Source organism: Enterobacter sp. BNK-18 (assembly GCF_047456135.1).
In the GTDB taxonomy this organism is placed as follows: Bacteria; Pseudomonadota; Gammaproteobacteria; order Enterobacterales; family Enterobacteriaceae; genus Enterobacter; species Enterobacter ludwigii.
Map to the genome: position 1 here is coordinate 4,431,812 of NZ_CP179899.1, position 21,132 is coordinate 4,452,943.

20 protein-coding genes are annotated in these 21,132 nt (G+C 54.6%); 10 read left to right on the top strand and 10 right to left on the bottom strand.

Annotation, left to right across the window (positions count from 1 at the left end; all coding sequences use genetic code 11):
• From yjjG to ACMGG3_RS21340, 6 genes are all read left to right on the top strand, one after another.
• Positions 1–678 carry a pyrimidine 5'-nucleotidase gene (gene yjjG / locus ACMGG3_RS21315; protein WP_014168519.1) on the top strand — a complete coding sequence of 226 codons (678 nt, stop codon included), beginning with the start codon at positions 1–3 and terminating at the stop codon, positions 676–678.
• Between the two features lie 91 nt (positions 679–769).
• Positions 770–2,359, top strand: a complete 1,590-nt coding sequence (gene prfC / locus ACMGG3_RS21320; protein WP_014168520.1) for a peptide chain release factor 3 — start codon at positions 770–772, stop codon at positions 2,357–2,359.
• A 303-nt stretch (positions 2,360–2,662) separates the two neighbouring features.
• Positions 2,663–3,280 carry a molecular chaperone OsmY gene (osmY, locus tag ACMGG3_RS21325; protein ID WP_020885287.1) on the top strand — a complete coding sequence of 206 codons (618 nt, stop codon included), beginning with the start codon at positions 2,663–2,665 and terminating at the stop codon, positions 3,278–3,280.
• Positions 3,281–3,409: 129 nt separating this feature from the next.
• The gene (locus tag ACMGG3_RS21330) at positions 3,410–3,571 is read left to right on the top strand and encodes a DUF1328 domain-containing protein (RefSeq protein WP_003856556.1); all 162 of its coding nucleotides are present in this window, start codon (positions 3,410–3,412) and stop codon (positions 3,569–3,571) included.
• 120 nt (positions 3,572–3,691) lie between these two features.
• A complete protein-coding gene (locus ACMGG3_RS21335; protein WP_020885286.1) occupies positions 3,692–4,744 on the top strand; it encodes a patatin family protein in 1,053 nt (350 codons plus the stop codon).
• A complete protein-coding gene (locus ACMGG3_RS21340; RefSeq protein ID WP_414149444.1) occupies positions 4,741–5,523 on the top strand; it encodes a TatD family hydrolase in 783 nt (260 codons plus the stop codon). The genes ACMGG3_RS21335 and ACMGG3_RS21340 overlap by 4 nt, the downstream gene beginning before the upstream one ends.
• Here the strand turns inward: ACMGG3_RS21340 and ACMGG3_RS21345 are convergent.
• Together ACMGG3_RS21345 and ACMGG3_RS21350 are read right to left on the bottom strand one after the other, a co-directional pair.
• On the bottom strand, positions 5,518–6,378 hold the full coding sequence (locus tag ACMGG3_RS21345) for a YjjW family glycine radical enzyme activase (RefSeq protein ID WP_414149445.1): 861 nt from the start codon (positions 6,376–6,378) through the stop codon (positions 5,518–5,520). The genes ACMGG3_RS21340 and ACMGG3_RS21345 overlap by 6 nt on opposite strands.
• Positions 6,353–7,900: a YjjI family glycine radical enzyme gene (locus ACMGG3_RS21350; RefSeq protein WP_414149446.1), complete on the bottom strand. Its 1,548-nt coding sequence runs from the start codon at positions 7,898–7,900 to the stop codon at positions 6,353–6,355. The genes ACMGG3_RS21345 and ACMGG3_RS21350 overlap by 26 nt, the downstream gene beginning before the upstream one ends.
• 261 nt (positions 7,901–8,161) lie before the next feature.
• Between ACMGG3_RS21350 and deoC the strand changes: the two genes are divergently transcribed.
• The 4 genes from deoC (at position 8,162) to deoD (ending at position 12,424) form a co-directional block, all read left to right on the top strand.
• Positions 8,162–8,941, top strand: coding sequence for a deoxyribose-phosphate aldolase (deoC, locus tag ACMGG3_RS21355; protein ID WP_020885282.1), 780 nt, complete (start codon positions 8,162–8,164; stop codon positions 8,939–8,941).
• A gap of 56 nt (positions 8,942–8,997) precedes the next feature.
• Positions 8,998–10,320 carry a thymidine phosphorylase gene (gene deoA, locus ACMGG3_RS21360; RefSeq protein ID WP_014168528.1) on the top strand — a complete coding sequence of 441 codons (1,323 nt, stop codon included), beginning with the start codon at positions 8,998–9,000 and terminating at the stop codon, positions 10,318–10,320.
• A gap of 53 nt (positions 10,321–10,373) precedes the next feature.
• A complete protein-coding gene (gene deoB / locus ACMGG3_RS21365; protein ID WP_020885280.1) occupies positions 10,374–11,597 on the top strand; it encodes a phosphopentomutase in 1,224 nt (407 codons plus the stop codon).
• Positions 11,598–11,701: 104 nt separating this feature from the next.
• Positions 11,702–12,424 carry a purine-nucleoside phosphorylase gene (gene deoD, locus ACMGG3_RS21370; RefSeq protein WP_013095492.1) on the top strand — a complete coding sequence of 241 codons (723 nt, stop codon included), beginning with the start codon at positions 11,702–11,704 and terminating at the stop codon, positions 12,422–12,424.
• Between the two features lie 46 nt (positions 12,425–12,470).
• Here deoD and ACMGG3_RS21375 read toward each other — a convergent pair whose 3' ends face one another.
• The 8 genes from ACMGG3_RS21375 to lplA form a co-directional block, all read right to left on the bottom strand.
• Entirely contained in the window at positions 12,471–13,172 is a 702-nt protein-coding gene (locus tag ACMGG3_RS21375; protein ID WP_337275844.1) for a DUF1120 domain-containing protein, read from the bottom strand.
• A gap of 117 nt (positions 13,173–13,289) precedes the next feature.
• Positions 13,290–13,859 carry a hypothetical protein gene (locus ACMGG3_RS21380; protein WP_127350138.1) on the bottom strand — a complete coding sequence of 190 codons (570 nt, stop codon included), beginning with the start codon at positions 13,857–13,859 and terminating at the stop codon, positions 13,290–13,292.
• Positions 13,856–16,270, bottom strand: coding sequence for a fimbrial biogenesis usher protein (locus ACMGG3_RS21385; RefSeq protein WP_337275843.1), 2,415 nt, complete (start codon positions 16,268–16,270; stop codon positions 13,856–13,858). Before ACMGG3_RS21385 ends, ACMGG3_RS21380 begins: the two co-directional genes overlap by 4 nt.
• A gap of 15 nt (positions 16,271–16,285) precedes the next feature.
• Positions 16,286–16,990 carry a fimbria/pilus chaperone family protein gene (locus ACMGG3_RS21390; protein ID WP_414149447.1) on the bottom strand — a complete coding sequence of 235 codons (705 nt, stop codon included), beginning with the start codon at positions 16,988–16,990 and terminating at the stop codon, positions 16,286–16,288.
• Between the two features lie 71 nt (positions 16,991–17,061).
• The gene (locus ACMGG3_RS21395) at positions 17,062–17,778 is read right to left on the bottom strand and encodes a DUF1120 domain-containing protein (RefSeq protein ID WP_014168534.1); all 717 of its coding nucleotides are present in this window, start codon (positions 17,776–17,778) and stop codon (positions 17,062–17,064) included.
• 251 nt (positions 17,779–18,029) lie between these two features.
• On the bottom strand, positions 18,030–18,740 hold the full coding sequence (locus tag ACMGG3_RS21400; RefSeq protein WP_014168535.1) for a DUF1120 domain-containing protein: 711 nt from the start codon (positions 18,738–18,740) through the stop codon (positions 18,030–18,032).
• 271 nt (positions 18,741–19,011) lie between these two features.
• On the bottom strand, positions 19,012–19,704 hold the full coding sequence (locus ACMGG3_RS21405) for a DUF1120 domain-containing protein (RefSeq protein ID WP_014168537.1): 693 nt from the start codon (positions 19,702–19,704) through the stop codon (positions 19,012–19,014).
• Positions 19,705–20,112: 408 nt separating this feature from the next.
• Complete coding sequence (gene lplA, locus ACMGG3_RS21410) at positions 20,113–21,129, bottom strand: lipoate--protein ligase LplA (protein ID WP_414149448.1); 1,017 nt, start codon at positions 21,127–21,129, stop codon at positions 20,113–20,115.
• Positions 21,130–21,132 lie beyond the last annotated feature (3 nt).

Below are 21,132 nucleotides of genomic sequence, written 5' to 3' on the forward strand. Positions count from 1 at the left end.
ATGAAATGGGACTGGATTTTCTTTGATGCCGACGAAACGCTGTTTACGTTTGACTCGTTTGGCGGCCTACAGCGGATGTTTCTCGATTATAGCGTTACCTTCACCGCTGAAGACTTTCAGGACTATCAGGCGGTAAACAAACCGCTGTGGGTGGATTACCAGAACGGTGCCATCACCGCGTTACAGCTGCAGCACCAGCGCTTTGATGTCTGGGCCGAGCGGTTAAACGTCAGCCCGGGTGCGCTTAACGATGCCTTCCTTAATGCCATGGCGGATATCTGCGCGCCGTTGCCGGGCGCGGTTTCCCTGCTGGACGCCCTGAAGGGTAAGGCGAAGCTGGGCATTATTACCAACGGGTTTACCGCCCTGCAGCAGATCCGCCTTGAGCGTACGGGCCTGCGCGATCATTTTGACGCGCTGGTGATCTCTGAAGAGGTGGGCGTACCTAAGCCGGATCCGCGTATTTTTGATTATGCGCTGGAACAAGCGGGCAATCCCGATCGTGAACGAGTGCTGATGGTCGGGGACACCGCGGAGTCGGATATTCGTGGCGGGATGAACGCCGGCCTGTCGACCGTCTGGCTGAATGCACACGGTCGCACGTTGCCGGAAGGTATCCAGCCGACCTGGACCGTCACGTCATTGAACGAACTGGAGCAGCTCCTGTGTAAACAATGATTGCCTGCCCCCCATTGATGGGTAAAATAGCCGCATTTTTCGTATCCCATGATGCGCGGCCTGACGCCGCGCTTATATAGAAGATTTCATTATGACGTTGTCTCCTTATCTGCAAGAGGTGGCCAGGCGCCGTACTTTTGCCATTATCTCTCACCCGGATGCCGGTAAAACGACCATCACCGAGAAGGTGTTGCTGTTCGGACAGGCGATTCAGACTGCGGGTACCGTAAAAGGCCGTGGTTCCAACCAGCATGCAAAATCTGACTGGATGGAGATGGAAAAGCAGCGTGGTATTTCCATTACCACCTCCGTGATGCAGTTCCCGTATCATGATTGCCTGGTCAACCTGCTGGATACCCCAGGGCACGAAGACTTCTCGGAAGATACCTACCGTACGCTGACGGCGGTGGACTGCTGTCTGATGGTCATCGACGCCGCGAAAGGGGTAGAAGATCGTACCCGTAAGCTGATGGAAGTTACCCGTCTGCGCGATACGCCGATCCTCACCTTTATGAACAAACTCGACCGTGACATCCGCGACCCGATGGAGCTGATGGATGAAGTGGAAAACGAGCTGAAAATTGCCTGTGCGCCTATCACCTGGCCCATTGGCTGCGGCAAGCTGTTCAAGGGTGTCTACCACCTTTATAAAGACGAAACCTATCTCTACCAGACCGGTAAAGGCCATACCATTCAGGAAGTCCGTATCGTAAAAGGTCTGGATAACCCGGAGCTGGATGCGGCTGTGGGTGAAGAGCTGGCCGCGCAGCTGCGTGACGAGCTGGAGCTGGTTCAAGGTGCATCTCACGAATTCGACAGAGAGCTGTTCCTGAGCGGTGAAATCACCCCGGTCTTCTTTGGTACCGCGCTGGGTAACTTCGGCGTTGACCATATGCTTGATGGCCTGGTGGAGTGGGCGCCACAACCGATGTCACGTAAAACTGACACCCGTGAAGTGGAAGCGAAAGAAGAGAAGTTCACCGGTTTCGTCTTTAAAATTCAGGCTAACATGGACCCGAAACACCGTGACCGCGTCGCCTTTATGCGCGTGGTGTCCGGTAAGTATGAAAAGGGCATGAAGCTGCGTCAGGTACGTATCGGTAAAGATGTGGTGATCTCCGACGCGCTGACCTTTATGGCGGGCGACCGTTCGCACGTTGAAGAAGCCTATCCGGGCGACATCATCGGTCTGCACAACCACGGTACGATTCAGATCGGCGATACCTTCACCCAGGGTGAAATGATGAAGTTCACCGGTATTCCGAACTTCGCACCGGAACTGTTCCGTCGTATTCGCCTGCGCGATCCGCTGAAGCAGAAACAGCTGCTGAAAGGGCTGGTTCAGCTTTCCGAAGAGGGCGCTGTCCAGGTGTTCCGCCCTATCGCTAACAACGATCTGATCGTGGGCGCTGTCGGTGTGCTGCAGTTCGACGTGGTCGTTGCGCGTCTGAAGAGTGAGTACAACGTGGAAGCGATCTATGAATCGGTTAACGTGGCGACCGCGCGCTGGGTAGAGTGTTCTGACGTGAAGAAATTCGAAGAATTTAAACGTAAGAACGAAGTGCAGCTGGCGCTGGATGGCGGTGATAACCTGACGTATATCGCTCCAACCATGGTCAACCTGAACCTGACTCAGGAACGTTATCCTGATGTCCAGTTCCGCAAAACGCGCGAACACTGATCCCCTCTCAGAGCACGGCAATCGCCGTGCTCTTCTTTATTTCCTGTCTTATTAATCTCTTGCGGAATGTTCTTAATTCAACATTATTTCGCGTCTTTTGCTCGTTTTTTACCCAAATCTGAAAGCGGCACTGTGAGAGTGATCTATATTTAACTCAGTGTTTAACACCGGGCGTGGATGAATTAACTGTTCAATGCATGACTTTGGGTTCTCCATTTTGCCCGTGTGTTCATTCGCAATATATAAAACTAGCAATTAGGGAAGTATGTCGCCCGAATGACGGGTATACACAGGAATACATCGATGAATATGACAAGACTGAAGATTTCTAAAACTCTGCTGGCTGTGACACTGGGTAGCATCCTGGTAAGTGGTTCTGCTCTGGCTGAAACCAGCACTATGGATAAAGCCCAGTCCACCGCCGATACCGCAGGGCAAAAAATCGATAGCTCTATGAATAAAGTCGGTAATTTCATGGATGACAGCTCAATCACAGCAAAAGTGAAAGCCGCACTGGTGGATGATGAAGCTATCAAGAGCACCGATATTTCCGTTAAAACTGACAAGAAAGTTGTCACCCTGAGTGGTTTTGTAGAAAGCCAGGCCCAGGCCGAACAGGCGGTAAAAGTGGCGAAGGGTGTTGAAGGTGTAGCGTCCGTGAGCGACAAACTGCACGTTCGGGACAGCAAAAACGCGTCGGTGAAAGGGTATGCCGGAGATGCAGCCACCACCAGCGAAATCAAAGCTAAACTTTTAGCAGATGACATCGTGCCATCTCGTAAAGTGAAAGTGGAAACCACCGATGGCGTGGTTCAGCTTTCCGGTACGGTCGATTCTCAGGCGCAAAGTGAGCGCGCCGAGTCCATCGCGAAAGCGATCGATGGTGTTAAAAGCGTTAAAAACGATCTGAAAACGAAGTAAATCTGCACCATTCGCCCGTCTGGCTAACGTCAGCGGGCGAAATAAAAATGACTCTGGAAAATCGCCGGTGAGTGATCTGAGCGCGCTCACATTTAGCGGCCGACATTAACTATGGTAAAGGAGAAGCTTATGTTTCGTTGGGGCATTATATTTCTGGTTATCGCGTTAATTGCCGCCGCATTGGGCTTTGGTGGTCTGGCAGGTACAGCGGCATGGGCAGCAAAAATTGTCTTCGTCGTGGGTATTATTCTGTTCCTGGTCAGCCTGTTTACGGGTCGTCGACGTCCGTAGCAAACGCAATATTCCTTCAACAAAAAAAAGCCAGTCCTCGTGACTGGCTTTTTCTTGTTTCAGTCGCTGGTCGGGTGCGCTACTGTGTCATAACAGAAAAATGAAAACAGGAAAGCAGAGGTGGGGCAACGAATTCCCGTTACGCTCGGCAATATTGCGCCGCTGGCGTTAAAGCCGTTTCGCGCAGGCCCGCTTGCGCTGGTGTGTGAAGGTGGCGGACAGCGCGGCATTTTTACGGCCGGTGTGCTGGACGAGTTTATGCGCGCGCAATTCAACCCGTTTGACCTGTACTTCGGGACCTCTGCCGGGGCGCAAAACCTCTCTGCTTATGTCTGTAACCAGCCCGGCTACGCGCGAAAAGTGATCATGCGCTACACCACGGCGAAGGAATTTTTCAACCCGGTGCGCTTTGTGCGCGGCGGGAACCTGATTGACCTCGACTGGCTGCTGGATTCGACCTCAAGCCAGATGCCGCTGGCAATGGATACGGCGGCGCGCCTGTTCGACAGCGGAAAAGAGTTCTGGATGTGCGCCAGCCGTGGTGATGACTACACGCCGGGGTATTTCTCTCCTCAAAAAGAGAACTGGCTGGATATCATTCGCGCCTCCAGCGCCATTCCCGGTTTCTATCGTTCCGGCGCGCTGCTGGACGGCATCAGCTATCTGGACGGCGGCATCAGTGACGCGGTGCCGGTACAGGAAGCTGCGCGACGCGGGGCAAACACCATTGTGGTGATCCGCACCGTCCCGTCGCAAATGTACTATACCCCGCAATGGTTTAAACGCATGGAGCGCTGGTTAGGCGACAGCAGCCTGCAACATCTGGTCAATATCGCGAAGCAGCATGAAACGACCTACGGCGCCATGCAGCGCTTTATTGAAAAACCGCCGGGTAAGCTGCGTATATTTGAAATTTATCCGCCTAAACCGCTGGTCAGCATGGCGCTGGGCAGCCGCGTTCCTGCGCTGCGTACCGATTACAAAACGGGGCGTCTGTGCGGGCGTTACTTCCTGGCGACAATAGGCAAACTGCTGGCTGAACAACCGCCTATACATCGTCATAAAGCCATTATTACCCCACCGGCAGTGGTGGCGAATGATGCGCTGGCGATGCCGCTGGTGGATGCTCCGCAGGCGAATGACGCATTGTTAGATAATGAGGATCTGGCGTGACGTACCGGTTTATCGATACCCACTGTCATTTTGATTTTCCACCGTTTACGGGGGATGAAGAGCAAAGCATCACGCGAGCTGCACAAGCCGGCGTAGAGGCGATAATTGTGCCGGCGGTTGAAGCGGCATACTTTGAGCGGGTACTGGATCTCTCAAGGCGGCACCAGGCGCTGTATGCCGCGCTCGGCCTGCATCCCATTGTGATTGAACACCATCTTGATGAGCATATCGACGCGCTGGACGCCATTGTGCAGACGGCTGGCGACAAACTTGTCGCCATCGGTGAGATCGGCCTCGATCTCTATCGCGACGATCCGCAGTTTGCGCGCCAGCAGACGATCCTTGATGCGCAGCTGCGGCTGGCGAAGCGCTACGATCTGCCGGTGATCCTTCACTCCCGACGAACCCATGACAAACTGGCAATGCATCTGAAGCGTATCGATCTTCCGCGAAGGGGCGTTGTGCACGGCTTTTCAGGGAGCCTGCAGCAGGCGCAGCGCTTTATTGCGCTGGGCTATAAAATTGGCGTCGGGGGTACCATCACCTATCCACGCGCCAGTAAAACCCGCGATGTGATGGCGCTGCTGCCGCTCGAAGCATTATTACTGGAAACCGACGCACCGGATATGCCGCTCAACGGTTTTCAGGGGCAGCCAAATCGCCCGGAGCAGGCCGCTCGGGTCTTTGACACGCTCTGTGAGCTGCGCGAGGAGCCGGAAGAGGTGATTGCGCATGCCCTGCTGGAGAATACCCGCGCGGTATTTGGTATTACGTTATAGATAAAGCGCCGGTCGGATCACCACGATTTGCTGTTGTTCCAGCGCCCGCGCCAGCGGCTCAATATCTTCTGGCGTGGCGCTGCGCCAGGACGCCGCCTCACCGTAAACGCCGTGAGCATGAAAGGCGTTAATGCGTACCGGGACATTGCCCAGCGCGTGGATAAACGCCGTCAGCGCTTTGAGATGCTCCAGATAATCACATTGCTCCGGGATCACCAGTAACCGCAGTTCCGCCAGCCGCTGATGGTGTGCCAGCCAGCGGATACTGTGCTTAATCTGCGGATTTTCGCGTCCGGTCAGGAAGCGATGGTGTTCGTTCCCCCAGGCCTTCAAATCCACCATTGCCCCGTCGAATACCGGCAGCAGTTTTTGCCAGCCGGTTTCCCCTAACAGACCGTTGCTGTCCACCAGGCACGTCAGGTGTTGCAGGGCGGGATTGGCTTTGATCGCCGTGAAGAGCGCCACCAGGAACGGTAGCTGCGTTGTCGCTTCACCGCCGCTCACGGTAATGCCTTCAATAAAGGGTGCGGATTTAGAGAGCTGAGTGAGGATCTCGTCAACGCTAAAACGGTGTGCCATTGGCGTTGCCTGCTGCTGGCACAACTGCAGGCAGGTATCACACTGCTGACACTGACTCTCCTGCCACCAGACCCGCCCGGCCTGTATGTTCAGCGCATCGTGTGGGCAATGCGGTACGCAGTCGCCACAGTCGTTGCAGCGTCCGATGGTCCACGGATTGTGGCAGGTTTTGCAGCGCAGGTTGCACCCCTGGAGAAACAGAGCCAGGCGGCTGCCCGGCCCGTCCACGCAGGAGAAGGGGATCACCTGACTAACTAAAGCGCATCTGCTGTTCATGGCTTATCACGCGTGGCTGGCGCTCCAGGATGCGGGTGTGTCGGGCGGCTTCTTCTCCAAGCCAGGTGGTGTTAGTGCGTGACCCTGTTTCACGGTATTTCTCCAGGTCGGACAACCGCACCATATATCCGGTCACGCGTACCAGATCGTTACCGGCCACGTTGGCGGTGAACTCCCGCATTCCCGCGTTGAACGCACCCAGACACAGTTGTACCACGGCCTGCGGGTTGCGTTTTACCGTCTCGTCCAGCGTCAGGATGTCGCTAATCCCGGCGTGATAGTGCTTGTGGTGTGGCGCCACGCTCAGCAGGTGGCTAATCGGGTCCGACTCCTCCCCGTAAGGCAACCGCGCGCCCGGCGTCGTACCGATATCAGAGCTTATTCCGGACTGGGCATGCAGCATCGCACGCTGTTTCCAGCCGTATTTCACCGGTGTGTTTTCAACAAACGCCGCGAGCTGCTCGCTGATGCGATATCCCAGCGCGTTGGCCTGGTCGTCTTTACCGTAACGGCCCGGTGACCCCGCTTTCTCGCACAGCACGTTCACCGCTTCGGCCAGGCCGTACATGCCGAACATCGGCACAAAGCGGTCGGGATCAATCAGCCCCTCTTTGACGAGGAAGCTATTCTCAAAGAAGCCGGATTTTTGATACAGGAACTCGCAGCGGGCATTGATGACGGCCAGTTGCTGCTGGCAGTAGTGGGGCAACGTACGGGTAAAAAAGTCTTCGGGCGAGTCGCTGTGTTCGGCAATGGCCTTCAGGTTCAGGCGCACCAGCGTGCTGCCACCGCCTGCCAGCGGCAGGGAGTTGTAACAACTCACGATACCATAACGGCCTTTTGTGAAAATTTTATCATTCACCGGGCCGTTAGAAATATGGGGTTTGCTGCATTCACAGAGGTTTTCGGCCACCCTGAGCAGCAGCGAATCTGGCGTAATATCGGGATCATAAATAAAGGTCAGATTCGGTGCGACCTGCTTCAGTTCTGCATCAGCGCGTAAAATCGCGCGGGTAACGGGCGTGTCCGCCGGGCCAATATTGGCATGCATAAACGCATCCGGAAGCGTTCTGTCGAGATAGCGCCAGAAACGTTTTATTCGGCTATCGATTTCTTCTTGTGTTAGAATACTAACATACGGTTGCAGTAATGCATCAAGATGGCCGAGGAAGACCGGCATCGATGTGACAGAAGGAACATGGTGGTACAGGATGGTCAGCAGTGAGAGCGCGTCATCCAGATCCTTTGCCCCTTCCAGTTCCAGCCATGCCGAGCCGTTGGCGAGGAATCTGGCGTAATCAGGCAGAACATAGCGCGGTTTATAAGGCGCATGGCCTTCGAACATGTCGCAGATAAATCCCTCTTCCAGCGCGGTGCGAGCGGCCTGAGGCAGCGCGGGGTAGGGAAGGTGATTCTCCGCTTCCAGCGCCAGAAAATGACGTTTTTGCTCGGGGGTCAATACCGGGCTTGTCACAATTTGCTGGCAACGTTGTTGCAGTGCGTGAGGGCTGGCGTGGGACATATTCGCTTCCTTTATGGTTCTGCGGATGATGACCGAATTGTAGGAAGTCATCCCGGGGGGACTTTTGATCCCACACCGGGTATCGCTGCTTTAATCAGCAGCGATAGCAGTAAAATTTGAAGTTCATCTCATTACAGTAATGCAAATTTGTACGCAGTTTTCATTAACTGTGATGAATGTCGAAGTGTAAGTGCGGCTGGATGTTAGAATAGTCACAGACCGCAAGGTGAAATTTATACGGCGATGCCGTTGGAGAATGTTATGACCGATTTAACTGCAAGCAGCCTGCGCGCGTTGAAACTGATGGACCTGACCACCCTGAATGATGACGACACCAATGAGAAAGTCATCGCCCTGTGCCATCAGGCGAAAACGCCCGTCGGGAACACTGCAGCCGTCTGTATCTACCCGCGCTTTATCCCCATTGCCCGTAAGACGCTGAAAGAGCAGGGCACGCCGGATGTACGCATTGCAACCGTGACTAACTTCCCGCACGGCAATGACGACATCGAGATTGCGCTGGCTGAAACCCGCGCGGCCATCGCGTACGGTGCTGACGAAGTGGACGTGGTATTCCCGTACCGTGCGCTGATCGCCGGTAACGAGCAGGTTGGTTTTGACCTGGTGAAAGCGTGTAAAGACGCTTGTGCTGCGGCAAACGTGCTGCTGAAAGTGATCATCGAAACCGGTGAGCTGAAAGAAGAAGCGCTGATCCGTAAAGCGTCTGAAATCTCCATCAACGCGGGTGCAGATTTCATCAAAACCTCTACCGGTAAAGTGCCGGTGAACGCAACGCCGGAAAGCGCGCGCATCATGATGGAAGTGATCCGTGATATGGGCGTGGAAAAAACCGTAGGCTTCAAACCTGCGGGCGGCGTGCGCACGGCTGAAGATGCGCAGCAGTTCCTGGCGATTGCCGACGAACTGTTTGGTCCGGCGTGGGCGGATTCCCGTCACTATCGCTTTGGTGCATCCAGCCTGCTGGCGAGCCTGCTGAAAGCGCTGGGTCACGGCGACGGTAAGAGCGCAAGCAGCTACTAATTTTTATCCTGCGGCGGGCCATCCGCCGCATTTAACCTGTTTTCTCGGGGGTTACCGTGTTTCTCGCACAAGAAATTATTCGTAAAAAACGTGATGGTCATGCATTAAGCGACGAAGAGATCCGCTTCTTTATCAATGGCATTCGTGATAACACCATCTCTGAAGGGCAGATTGCTGCTCTGGCGATGACCATTTTCTTCCACGATATGTCGATGCCTGAGCGTGTATCGCTGACCATGGCGATGCGAGATTCAGGAACCGTTCTGGACTGGAAAAGCCTGAACCTCAACGGCCCGATTGTGGATAAACACTCAACCGGCGGTGTTGGTGACGTGACGTCGCTGATGCTGGGCCCAATGGTGGCGGCCTGTGGTGGTTATATCCCCATGATCTCCGGGCGTGGCCTGGGACATACCGGCGGTACGCTCGACAAACTGGAAGCCATCCCGGGCTTCGATATCTTCCCGGATGACCATCGCTTCCGCGACATTATTAAAGACGTTGGTGTGGCGATTATCGGCCAGACCAGCTCTCTTGCTCCTGCAGACAAGCGCTTCTACGCGACCCGCGATATCACCGCGACCGTCGACTCTATTCCCCTGATTACCGCCTCTATCCTCGCCAAGAAACTGGCGGAAGGCCTGGATGCGCTGGTCATGGATGTGAAAGTGGGCAGCGGCGCCTTTATGCCGACCTATGAGCTTTCCGCGGCGCTGGCAGAAGCCATTGTGGGCGTCTCCAACGGTGCGGGCGTGCGTACTACCGCCCTGCTGACGGACATGAACCAGGTGCTGGCGTCCAGCGCAGGCAACGCCGTGGAAGTGCGTGAAGCCGTGCAGTTCCTCACCGGTGAATACCGGAACCCGCGTCTGCTCGATGTCACCATGGCCCTGTGCGTGGAGATGCTGATCTCCGGCAAGCTCGCCAGCGATGATGCCGATGCACGCGCCAAACTTCAGGCAGTGCTGGATAACGGCAAAGCGGCAGAGATCTTCGGCCGCATGGTAGCGGCGCAGAAAGGCCCGACCGACTTCGTGGAACACTACGCGAAATACCTGCCAACGGCGACGCTCAGCAAAGCGGTCTACGCCGATACCGAAGGCTTTGTCTCGGCGATGGATACGCGCGCGCTCGGCATGGCGGTCGTGTCGATGGGCGGCGGTCGTCGTCAGGCCTCGGACACCATTGATTACAGCGTCGGCTTTACCGATATGGCGCGTCTGGGTGACAGCGTCGATGGTCAACGTCCGCTGGCCGTGATCCACGCGAAAGATGAAGCCAGCTGGCAGGAAGCGGCAAAGGCGGTGAAAGCGGCCATTACGCTTGATGATAAAGCACCGCAAAGCACACCGACTGTCTATCGCCGTATCACCGAATAGCGGTATACTGATCTGATCGATAATTTTTGAAGCACTACGTACGGAGAACAATTATGAAACGTGCATTTATTATGGTGCTGGACTCATTCGGCATCGGCGCAACCGAAGATGCAGAACGTTTTGGTGACGTGGGTTCCGATACCATGGGTCACATCGCTGAAGCCTGTGCGAAAGGCGAAGCGGACAATGGTCGTAAAGGCCCTCTGACTCTGCCAAACCTGACCCGTCTGGGTCTGGTGAAAGCCCATGAAGGTTCTACCGGTAAAATTGCAGCCGGTATGGACGGCAATGCGGAAGTGGTAGGCGCGTACGCCTGGGCGCACGAGCTCTCTTCCGGTAAAGATACCCCGTCTGGCCACTGGGAAATCGCCGGCGTGCCGGTTCTCTTCGACTGGGGTTACTTCTCCGATCACGAGAACAGCTTCCCGCAGGAGCTGCTGGACAAGCTGGTTAAGCGTGCCAATCTGCCGGGCTACCTCGGTAACTGTCACTCTTCCGGTACCGTGATTCTGGACGAACTCGGTGAAGAGCACATGAAAACCGGTAAGCCGATTTTCTACACCTCTGCCGACTCCGTATTCCAGATTGCCTGCCACGAAGAGACCTTTGGCCTGGATAAGCTTTACGAGCTGTGCGAAATCGCACGTGAAGAGCTGACAGAAGGCGGCTATAACATCGGTCGCGTGATTGCACGTCCGTTTATCGGTGATAAAGCGGGTAACTTCCAGCGCACCGGTAACCGTCATGACCTGGCCGTTGAGCCACCGGCACCGACCGTACTGCAGAAGCTGGTTGACGAGAAAGACGGCCACGTGGTGTCCGTGGGGAAAATTGCAGACATCTATGCCAACTGCGGTATCACCAAAAAAGTCAAAGCCACCGGTCTGGATGCGCTGTTTGACGCCACCATCAAAGAGATGAAAGAAGCGGGTGACAAGACTATCGTCTTCACTAACTTCGTGGACTTCGACTCCTCCTGGGGCCACCGTCGTGACGTGGCCGGTTATGCCGCGGGCCTGGAACTGTTTGACCGCCGTCTGCCGGAGCTGATGGAGCTGGTGGGTGAAGATGACATTCTGATCCTGACCGCCGACCACGGCTGCGACCCAACCTGGACCGGTACCGACCACACGCGCGAGCATATTCCTGTGCTGGTGTACGGCCCGAAAGTGAAACCTGGCTCACTGGGCCACCGTGAAACCTTCGCCGATATCGGTCAGACTATTGCGAAATACTTTGGTACGTCCGACATGGAATATGGCAAGGCCATGTTCTAAACACATCCGGGCGTATCCCCTCTCCCTTCGGGAGAGGGAGAACACCATGCAGGCCGGGCAGGCGCCGCCGCCACCCGGCAAAAACACGATAAAAGGAACTGAAGATGGCAACTCCTCACATTAATGCCGAAATGGGTGATTTCGCTGACGTCGTATTGATGCCGGGCGACCCGCTGCGCGCGAAGCACATTGCAGAAACTTTCCTCGAAGACGTGCGTGAAGTGAACAACGTTCGCGGCATGCTGGGCTTCACCGGTACGTACAAAGGCCGCAAAATCTCCGTGATGGGTCACGGTATGGGTATCCCATCCTGCTCCATCTACACCAAAGAGCTGATCACCGATTTCGGCGTGAAGAAAATCATTCGCGTAGGCTCCTGTGGTGCAGTACGTATGGACGTTAAGCTGCGTGATGTGGTTATCGGCATGGGCGCGTGCACGGACTCTAAAGTTAACCGTATGCGTTTCAAAGACCATGACTTTGCCGCCATCGCTGACTTCGGCATGGTGCGTAACGCGGTTGATGCCGCAAAAGCGCTGGGCGTAGACGCACGCGTGGGTAACCTGTTCTCTGCTGACCTGTTCTATGCACCAGACGGCGGCGAGATGTTCGACGTGATGGAAAAGTACGGCATCCTGGGTGTGGAAATGGAAGCGGCAGGAATCTACGGTGTCGCGGCTGAGTTTGGCGCGAAAGCACTGACCATCTGCACCGTGTCTGACCATATCCGTACGCACGAGCAGACGACCGCTGCTGAGCGTCAGACCACCTTCAACGACATGATCAAAATCGCGCTGGAATCCGTTCTGCTGGGCGACAAAGAGTAATGTTGTACTGCCGGGCGGCGTCCGCTGCCCGGCATGCTCTTCCCGGTTACAAATACACCACGCTGATGGTCGCCTGACCGTCAAACTCCGTATCTTCCGTTAAAGACAGATTCTTCAGATTCTCGACCGCCAGCGACACGTTCAGCGGGAAAGAGACGCTGGTGACCGCCATTGGGTCGTTTTTGCCCGCCGGTGCAACGCTCATCAGACCCAAATCTTTATTGGCGATGGTACCACCGTTGGCCTTCCGCCAGCGGCTCACGCCCGCTCCCGCGGTCACGGCCGTACGGATAGGCTCAGCGTTATTGCCGTTCGCCGTCACATCGCCTGGCGTGGTGTAGATGGAGTACGCGCCGATGTTTTTACCATCGTGCGTTTTGCCCAGCCCAAAGGTGCTCATCGCACCGCGAAGTTCACCGCCGTTAGCATTGGCGTTTTTCACCTTCAGGTTACTGCTGCCCGTGCTGGCGTTGGAATCGGTACGGTTATCCGCAATGCTCCAGCCCACCTTTGTTGGCGTGGGGCAGTTGATCGTCAGCATCACCCCTTTTTCGCCCAGCTGCGTAGCCTGGGTTTGCGACAAATCGCCAATATGAATCCTGCCAAAATCGATCACGCCATTATTGCTCAGCTCCGGTACACACGAGGCACCGGCAAGCGAGGCTTTGACTTTCAGCACGGCGGTATCGCCCGCGTGTGCGGATGTGGCCGCCAGGGCCAGCGCGACAACGAGTAAACATTTTTTCATTGTTAATCCTTAACATAAATAAAAAGCATGACATTGCGGGGTATTAACCCGCCAGTATTGGTAACGGTAGTGCTTTTCTACGCTTCACGCAGGCAGGTACCTGACGCGTGAATGGGGTTATTCCTGTGTTAATAATTCCCAGGCCATATTGCTCTCAAGAAGGGTATTGTCAGCAACATGACGAAGCTGGCTGTTATTAATGACGGGAACAATCTTAAGGGTGAAGCTCATGTGTTTACCCCGCACCGGCGCGGCATTTTGCCGGGCAACGAGACCTTCATTATTTTTGATAAACGCGCGTTGCGTCGGGCTGGAGGAAGGCGTAAAACCGATACGGTCCGTCGTTTTCGCCAGCGTGCAGGCATGCCCGTCAACCACCATATTGTCGGCAATAATGGCCAGTCGCCCGTCCTGACCAAAGAGAACCCCCCCGTTGACGCCGGCAGTGGACTGCAGAAACAAGGCCATCACTCTCGGCTCGGGGCAGAAGACGTTGGCCGTAATTTCTTTGGCCGGCATTCGGTTCCAGTTCTTCTGCGAGGCGGCAATATCCGACGGTTTGAGTTTTCCAAACGAGACAACAGGCTGCGAAAACGTAACCTGACATTCTTCACTGGACGCGCGTGCGGAGAAGAGCAAAATCATGCTGGCAAACGCCGCGAATAAAAGGGAATAACAGGTTTTCACTGGCACATTCCTTCTGCTTTTTCGTAATAGGACTCGGTATTTTTGTCTTCGCTGAGCGAATACGTGATGTGGCAAATTTTTGCCATGTTGTCGTCCACCACATACAGGGCGGGCGCATCCGTGGCGTCGGGAATAAACACGCTGCCGTTATCCATTACGCTGACGATATAACGGCTGTCTTTATCCACCACGCTAAGCCCTCTGGCGAGCCATGACCCGTCAGGGCGTTTCACGGCCAGCATTAGACGACGCGTGTTCAGCACGTGGAAATCCACCTGCGCGAATGAGCCGTAAGCTGCGGAAACGGTCTGTATCCCGTTCGATAAATCCATTCCCTGTGGCAGGGAGCTGGCATCAATGACAATCTGAGAGGTTTGCCACTCGCGCAGACCCGGCACCACGGCTTGTCCCCACGCATCGGTCCAGACGGTTCCATCGGGCGTGGTGATTTGAATACCGCTTTCCGGTTCGCTTAATCGCGCAATGCCAAAGGTGTCTTTAATCGGGTAGGGTGCAAACGTAATGCCATGACCATGCAGGGCGATGCCGCCACTGAGGGAGGTGCTGTAATTATGCTGGTTCCCGTCGTTCAGCCCTGCGGCCATGCCCAGCTGTGCGTAGTGCAGGTTGGTGCTGACATTGCCGTTAAACGACTGGGTCTTGTCCTGATTGTCGCGATCGACCGAGAGGTTGTAATTGGTGTTTTGACCCCACGATCCGCTGTCCTGAATACCGAGGTTCTGTTTTTCACCCTGGCTGCGCATATAGGTACTGATGCGCTCAGTGCCAAACGGAATGACCAGATTAAGATAGAGCAGGTCGCCATCACTTGTGCCGCCCTTCTCCGTCTCACTGCTGCTGAGGGCGTGCTGCCAGTTCACTGAGAGCGACGTGTGCCCCAGACTCTTGCCCCAGGAGACCATCAGGTAGCGGGAGCTACTGCTCTCTTCATCGCCGGCATTCTCGCTGTACTGGAAAGAAAGCGAGCCAACCCATGCATTGTTCCAGTTGAGGCTGGTATTCCAGGCGCTTTGATAGCGCTGGGATTCAGCGTCCATCGCCTCGTTTAACTCCCGGTAGCCGGTGCTGTAGGTTGATGCGCTGACCCCAAGCGTGAGTTGCTCGGGCAGGGAAAGGTGACTTTGCAATTCTATCTTGCGGCCATTTTGTTGATCGTAGAACTGCGCGCGGCTCATCTGAACGCTGGGAGAAAGCAGCCAGTACTCGGCTGGCGACCATTCCAGCATCGCCCCGAGGGCCTGATACTGCTCTGCCAGCACGCCCGCCGTGACGCCGGTGAGCTGGGGCGTAAACCGGGTTCCGTCAGAAAAATTAAATACCCAGGGCGACCCTTGTTCATCCCCGGTATCGCGAACTTTACCCAACGAGACGCTGAGCCCTTCGGTGCGCGTCATCCCGCTCACGTTCAGTGAGGAGGAGGGAACCGTAAACGTCGTGGTGGAACCGTCGGTTTCGACCACGCTGATGTCCAGATCCACGTTGCCACGCACCACCGGGACATCGGTCAGAGTAAACGGACCGGCATTCACCAGCGAAGAGTAGATAACCTGCCCGGACTGACGAACGTCAACGCGCGCCTGGTTGGTGCGGGCGATGCCGGAAATGGTCGTCGCCGGAATATTCGGTTGCAGGCCCGTTTCCGGCAGGAACTGAACGCCATTAATTTGTGCGCCACTGAACAGCGCCGAGTTGACGTTAATCTGCCCCGCCTGAATGCGAAGTTTCCGTTCTTCGAAGACGTGTTCCGCGTAGGTATAGAGATTCTCTGTGCTGCGGGTTCCGTTATCGTCGGTCAGGATAAAGTTGCTGCGCAGCGTCCAGTTCGCCACGTTGAGACCGGCGCCAATATTGCCCTGGGAAAAGGTACTGTTTCCGCCGCTGCCGTACTCGTTGTAGTTGCTGAACGCACTGTAATTGATAAGGCCCGCCGCACCGCCGTGCGCGTAGTATTTCGCGGCATAAAAACCATTGTCCATCGCCTCTGCGGGAACATAAATCTCAAGCGACTCCGCGTTGGGCAGCAGCGTGACGGTGGCCGTCGGGTAATCTTGCAGAAGATTATGGCAGGGCTCTTTTGCATTGATATTCAGCGGAAGAAGACCTGCCGCACGGGTAAAGTCATCATCCAGACACAGTTGCCCTTCCTCTCCCACGCGGATCGCAAGCGTGCCTTTATCGACGCCGTTAATTTTTACCTGCACGGCATGCGGCCCCGGCAGGTATCGCTGGGCCTGGGAGAAGTAGTGGGCGAGGTTGGTGCTGATACCGCGGGTCGCCAGAATATCGGTATTAAAATCCATACCGGCCGCCGATACCGACTGGGCGGGCAACGTCAAAGCCCCCAGTATGGCGGCGCGAAGCGTCTGATTACGCAAAGAGAACTCAATCACCAAAACATCCCTGTCTTACTGGCGCGTCAGGGAAGCGGTAAAGCTCTCAACTTCAATCCCGTAGCGGCTGGCCGGATTGAACTCAATGGCGTTATCGGTGCCATTAACCGGGGTGTCGGTTTGCACCGTCATGGTCTCTCCCGGCAGGATAAACGTCTTGTTGACCAGACCTTCCGTATGCGAAGGCAGTAAGGTGACAGAGGTGGAGAAACGGACCACGTAGGCGGACGGATTTTGCACCTTGATCTCTTTCCCGGTGACTGACCAGGTCAGTAATTTCCAGGCGTCGGTGACCACCGGCAGATCTTTGGGATGGATCAGGACCGGTAAATCCTGACGCAGGTTGATCCCGACCTTCACGTTTTTATCCATGCTTTTGGGGGGAATACCTTCGAACACCACGCGTTTGTACTGTTCAACGCTAAGCGGTTTGTCGGTTTCAAGAATAAAGCGAACCTGTTGCTCCTGGCCTGGCTCGAGGCGCACCACCGGCTGGGTGACGTTGAGTTTTACCCCCTGGTCGCCCCCGATATCCCGGATGGAGGTGTAAAGCAGGGTGGGAATGCTGTCGGTGTTTTTCACGCTCATGACGCCGCCGTGGTTCGCTTCGTCAATCAGCAGCAGGGTGGTTTCAGGCACCATTCCGGCGGCAAAAAGCGAAGCCGGAAGGGCGAGGCACAGTGAGCAGATCAAACGTGTTGATGTGTGGATCGTAGACATAGTGGGTTTCATTCGCTGGTCAGGAAAAAAACTCCCCATGTAACTGGAGAGTTTTGCGTCAGGGGGCTGGATTAGAGGTAAACCAGGGTGATCGTTGACTGGCCTTCAAGCTCGGTTTTGTCGGTCAGGGTCAGCTTGTCGCTTGGGGCTACGGCCAGCGCAATCTTCAGCGGGAATGCCGCGCTCATGAAGGCTAAAGGTGCACGCTGGCCGCTTTTGGAAACGGTCATGACGTCGGTGCCATCGTTGGAGAGGATGCCGCTGGTCCACATGTTCATCCAGCTTCTGCTGCTGATCGTGCCGCCGGTATACAGGGTAGCCGCGATAGGCTGTACCGCCGCGCCGTCTGCGGTAACGGAGGTCAGGTAGGTAGAAATGGCATACGCACCGATGTTCTCGCCGGCGCTGGTTTTACCTACGCCGTTCAGTTGGCTGGAGCCAGATGCCTGGCCACCGTTTGCGGTAGCGTTATCCACGTGGAACTGGTTAGCTGGCAGGCTGGCACCGGCGTTGGAGTCCGCGCGATCGTCGTGAAGCGTCCAGCCCACGCGTGTGGCGGACTGGCACTTGATGGTCAGGGTGACATCTTTATGGCCTGCCTGATATGGCACGCTGGAGGAGAGGGAGTCCAGACCGATTTCACCGAAGTTGGCCAGACCCCCGTTGCTGATTTCCGGCACGCAGCCTGCGCTGGTCAGTGAGCCCTGTACTTTGAGCATGGCGGTCGGTTCTGCGCAAACGGCTGTTGCCGCCATGGATAGCACGGTGGCAAGAAGAAGCTTTTTCATTGTTATTCCTTAACCTGAAAGAGAGTGACTAAAAAAGATATTTTTAGTCCGCAAAGTGCTTGCATGAATACATGTGTTAAATAACAAGCGCCGCTGATTCTATTAATGATTCACAGAATGCAATAATTAGATTTTCTAACGAGCACATTGAGATTTTATTAAGTCATTACAATCAGATATGAATGGATTTATATTCTGCTTTAAAACGGCGGGATATCCCGCCGGAGAAAAGAAAATATGACCTTAACGTATCAGAGATAAACCAGCGTAATGGTGGTTTCGCCGCTCAGTTGAGCTTCATCGGTTGTGGTCAGGCGATCGGTATTCACAATGGCCATCGAGACTTTAAACGGGAAGACGACGTTGGTAATCGCCAGCGGAGAAGATTTGCCTGGGGTGGTCGCCGTCATAATTTCTGCGTTACCGTTGGCAATAATACCGGTACTCAGGTTACGCCACATGTATTCGCCATTGCTGTTGACGTACGCCGGGGCATAAATGGCCTGAGCCGGAAGACCATTGGCGGTAACTTCATTCACGCGCGTTGCGATGGCATACGCCCCAATCTTTTCGCCCGCAGCCGTGGTGCCAACGCCATAGGTCGTGCCAGCGCCCCAGGCATCACCTCCGTTATCCGCCGCATCGCGGATGTAGAACTGGCTGGACGTCAGGTCATTTGCCGCATTGGTATCTTCTTTATTGTCCGCGATGCTCCAGGCCACTTTGGTCGCTGAAGGGCAGTTAATGGTTAACGACATGTCCTTTTGACCCATCTGATTCGTCTGGGTAGGAGAAAGTTGATCCAGGGCGATGGTGCCAAAATCGATAGAACCGCCATTGCTTAATTCAGGCGTACAGGACGCATTATTCATTTTGCCTTTCACCTTCATCACAACGGTAGAGTCGGCGAGCGCAGCGTGCGAAGCCACGGCAATCAGAGTGGCGAGAAGAAGTTTTTTCACTGTTATTCCTTAACCAAAAAGTGGATATTTTCTTGTGTGCGTGTAATTAACGTATTGATTCACAAGCGTGGGAATTCTATTAATGGTCAGAGTTATTTGTGAAATGAGAAATTCTACACTCGGTTGTGAGTTTAATTAAGGGCTGTAAATACAATCATGTATGTATTTACGTCTTGTGAATAATATGATGGATGCAGTATGAATAAAGGAATAAAAAACGGCGAATTAAATTCGCCGTCAGAGATACGTTATCGCCTGAGCGATAATTTAATTAGAGGTATTTCAGCGTAATGGTCGCCTGACCATCCAGTTCGGTATCTTCGGTAATGCTCAGTCTGTCGGTTTTTCTGATTGCCATGGAGACTTTCATTGGGAATACGGCCTGGGTAAAGGCCATCGGCACGAGTTCACCCGGTTTGGCGACGGACATGGTTTCGTAGTCATCCAGAACAAGACGACCCGTCGTATTTTTATCCCATTTAGTCAGATTAGTGCCTCCCGCGGTAATCGCATCAGCAGGTGCGCCGTCTACCGTGACATATGGCAGGTCGGTATACACTGCCCATCCGCCAATCTTCTGACCCTCTTTGGTAAAACCTAAACCGCTTGTGTACTGGTGGCTGAATGTCGAGCTGCCATCAACGGCAGAATCATAGACTTCAATATACGGCCCGTCAGCCAGACTGTCTTTGCGGTTATCGTAAATTGTCCAGCCGACTTTGGTCGCAGAATTACAGGTAATTGTCATGGTGATATCACGCTGGCCGAGTTGGTTATCCTCAGTCGCGCTCAGTGAGCCCATTGATATTTTGCCATAATCTACTGCACCGCCGTTGCTCATTGTAGGAGTACATGACGCGTTGGTCAGTTTGCCTTGCACTTTCATGACGGCGGTGTTAGCCGCATGGGCTGCGGTCATGGACGTTGCCGCAGCGATGGCCGCGACAAGAAGAATTTTTTTCATTGTTGTTCCTTAACGAAGAGAAATTATAGAGCTGTCGACTATTAATGTAATCAATAGGTTTTATATATGGGGGTAACCACGGGCAGTAGTATATTGTGGCTGCTCTGAATGGTGTATTTAGAATTTCTAAATGGGCTGTAATGAAAATATAAAAGCATAGGTGGCGTGAATATTTTCACGCATTTTACGGGCGCATTGCCGCTTTTATTGTTCAATTTATTATTGAAAGTTATTAGCGGTTTTCGTAAGTCCGGGAAACATTCAATGCCCTTCCCGACGATAATATAATATTTTTTAACAAGATGGGGCAGGCTGGATCCCTGAAGCCTGCTTAAAAAATAAGAATAAGACGTTATCGCGTAAACAGGTTACATCACTCGCCCGGCGAAGCACGCCGGGCAACATGGTTTAGCGTACGGCCTGCGAAAGCCAGGCAGAAAGCTCGCCCAGCTCGATTGCCTGATCGGGGAACTCGCCACGTAACGCCTCACATGTCAGCTGCACCGTGTCGGCACGATACAGGCAGCCCTGTAAGCGGCTGGCCAGCGCCTCCAGCGGCGCAGGGTTCAGGCTGTCCGTAAAGACCTGCGCCCGGGTAATGTGGCCTTTTTCCACGTCAAAATGAAGCTCCACGCCGCCCCAGGTGAAGCGCTCGTCCAGCAGGTGCGAGAAGGCTGGCGCCTGACCAAAGTTCCACTCCCAGCTGCTCTGACGGGCAAAGGTTTCCGCAAAGTTTGGCAGGTCAGGGGTGTTATCCGGGGAGATCACTTCGGCTTCGACCCGCTCGCCGTAGTGATCGAAAAACGCTTCGCGGATGGCATCGCAAATCTGTTCGTGGGTGATGCCCGGCAGTAATTCGATCAGGTTGGCGACGCGGCCACGCACGGAGGTGATACCTTTGGCCTGCAGCTTTTTCTTATCGGGATTAAGGTAATTAGCAAGACGGCTGAGGTCGGCGTTCAGCAACAATGTACCGTGATGGAATCCCCGGTCCTGGGTTTCACGGTAGGCGGAGCCGGAGACTTTGCGATCCCCGTCGGGGGTTTTGACGACCAGATCGTTGCGGCCTGACGCTTCGGCAGTCACGCCCAGCGATGTCAGGGCGTTAAGCACAATCGCGGTAGAAATGGTTTTATCGTATTCAGGTTTGCCCGCCATAAAGGTAAAGCAGGTATTGCCGAGGTCGTGAAATACCGCGCCGCCGCCGCTGCTGCGTCGCGCCAGGCGGACGTTATCCTCTTCCATACGCCGGGTATTACACTCTTTCCAGGGATTCTGCGCACGGCCAATCACCACCGTATCGGCGTTGCGCCATAAAAATAACACCCGTTGAGTGGCTGGCATCTGACGGAAGATGCACTCTTCTACCGCGAGATTGAACCAGGGATCGTGAGAGTCAGAGATAAGCAGGCGTAACGTCGTCATGGC

Coding starts and splice junctions, on each gene's coding strand:
- lplA (WP_414149448.1), bottom strand. CDS start 21,129: ATGACGACGTTACGCCTGCTTATCTCTGACTCTCACGATCCCTGGTTC.
- ACMGG3_RS21390 (WP_414149447.1), bottom strand. CDS start 16,990: ATGTCTACGATCCACACATCAACACGTTTGATCTGCTCACTGTGCCTC.
- ACMGG3_RS21405 (WP_014168537.1), bottom strand. CDS start 19,704: ATGAAAAAAATTCTTCTTGTCGCGGCCATCGCTGCGGCAACGTCCATG.
- ACMGG3_RS21345 (WP_414149445.1), bottom strand. CDS start 6,378: ATGAACAGCAGATGCGCTTTAGTTAGTCAGGTGATCCCCTTCTCCTGC.
- deoC (WP_020885282.1), top strand. CDS start 8,162: ATGACCGATTTAACTGCAAGCAGCCTGCGCGCGTTGAAACTGATGGAC.
- deoB (WP_020885280.1), top strand. CDS start 10,374: ATGAAACGTGCATTTATTATGGTGCTGGACTCATTCGGCATCGGCGCA.
- prfC (WP_014168520.1), top strand. CDS start 770: ATGACGTTGTCTCCTTATCTGCAAGAGGTGGCCAGGCGCCGTACTTTT.
- ACMGG3_RS21330 (WP_003856556.1), top strand. CDS start 3,410: ATGTTTCGTTGGGGCATTATATTTCTGGTTATCGCGTTAATTGCCGCC.
- ACMGG3_RS21395 (WP_014168534.1), bottom strand. CDS start 17,778: ATGAAAAAGCTTCTTCTTGCCACCGTGCTATCCATGGCGGCAACAGCC.
- ACMGG3_RS21375 (WP_337275844.1), bottom strand. CDS start 13,172: ATGAAAAAATGTTTACTCGTTGTCGCGCTGGCCCTGGCGGCCACATCC.
- osmY (WP_020885287.1), top strand. CDS start 2,663: ATGAATATGACAAGACTGAAGATTTCTAAAACTCTGCTGGCTGTGACA.
- deoD (WP_013095492.1), top strand. CDS start 11,702: ATGGCAACTCCTCACATTAATGCCGAAATGGGTGATTTCGCTGACGTC.
- ACMGG3_RS21350 (WP_414149446.1), bottom strand. CDS start 7,900: ATGTCCCACGCCAGCCCTCACGCACTGCAACAACGTTGCCAGCAAATT.
- yjjG (WP_014168519.1), top strand. CDS start 1: ATGAAATGGGACTGGATTTTCTTTGATGCCGACGAAACGCTGTTTACG.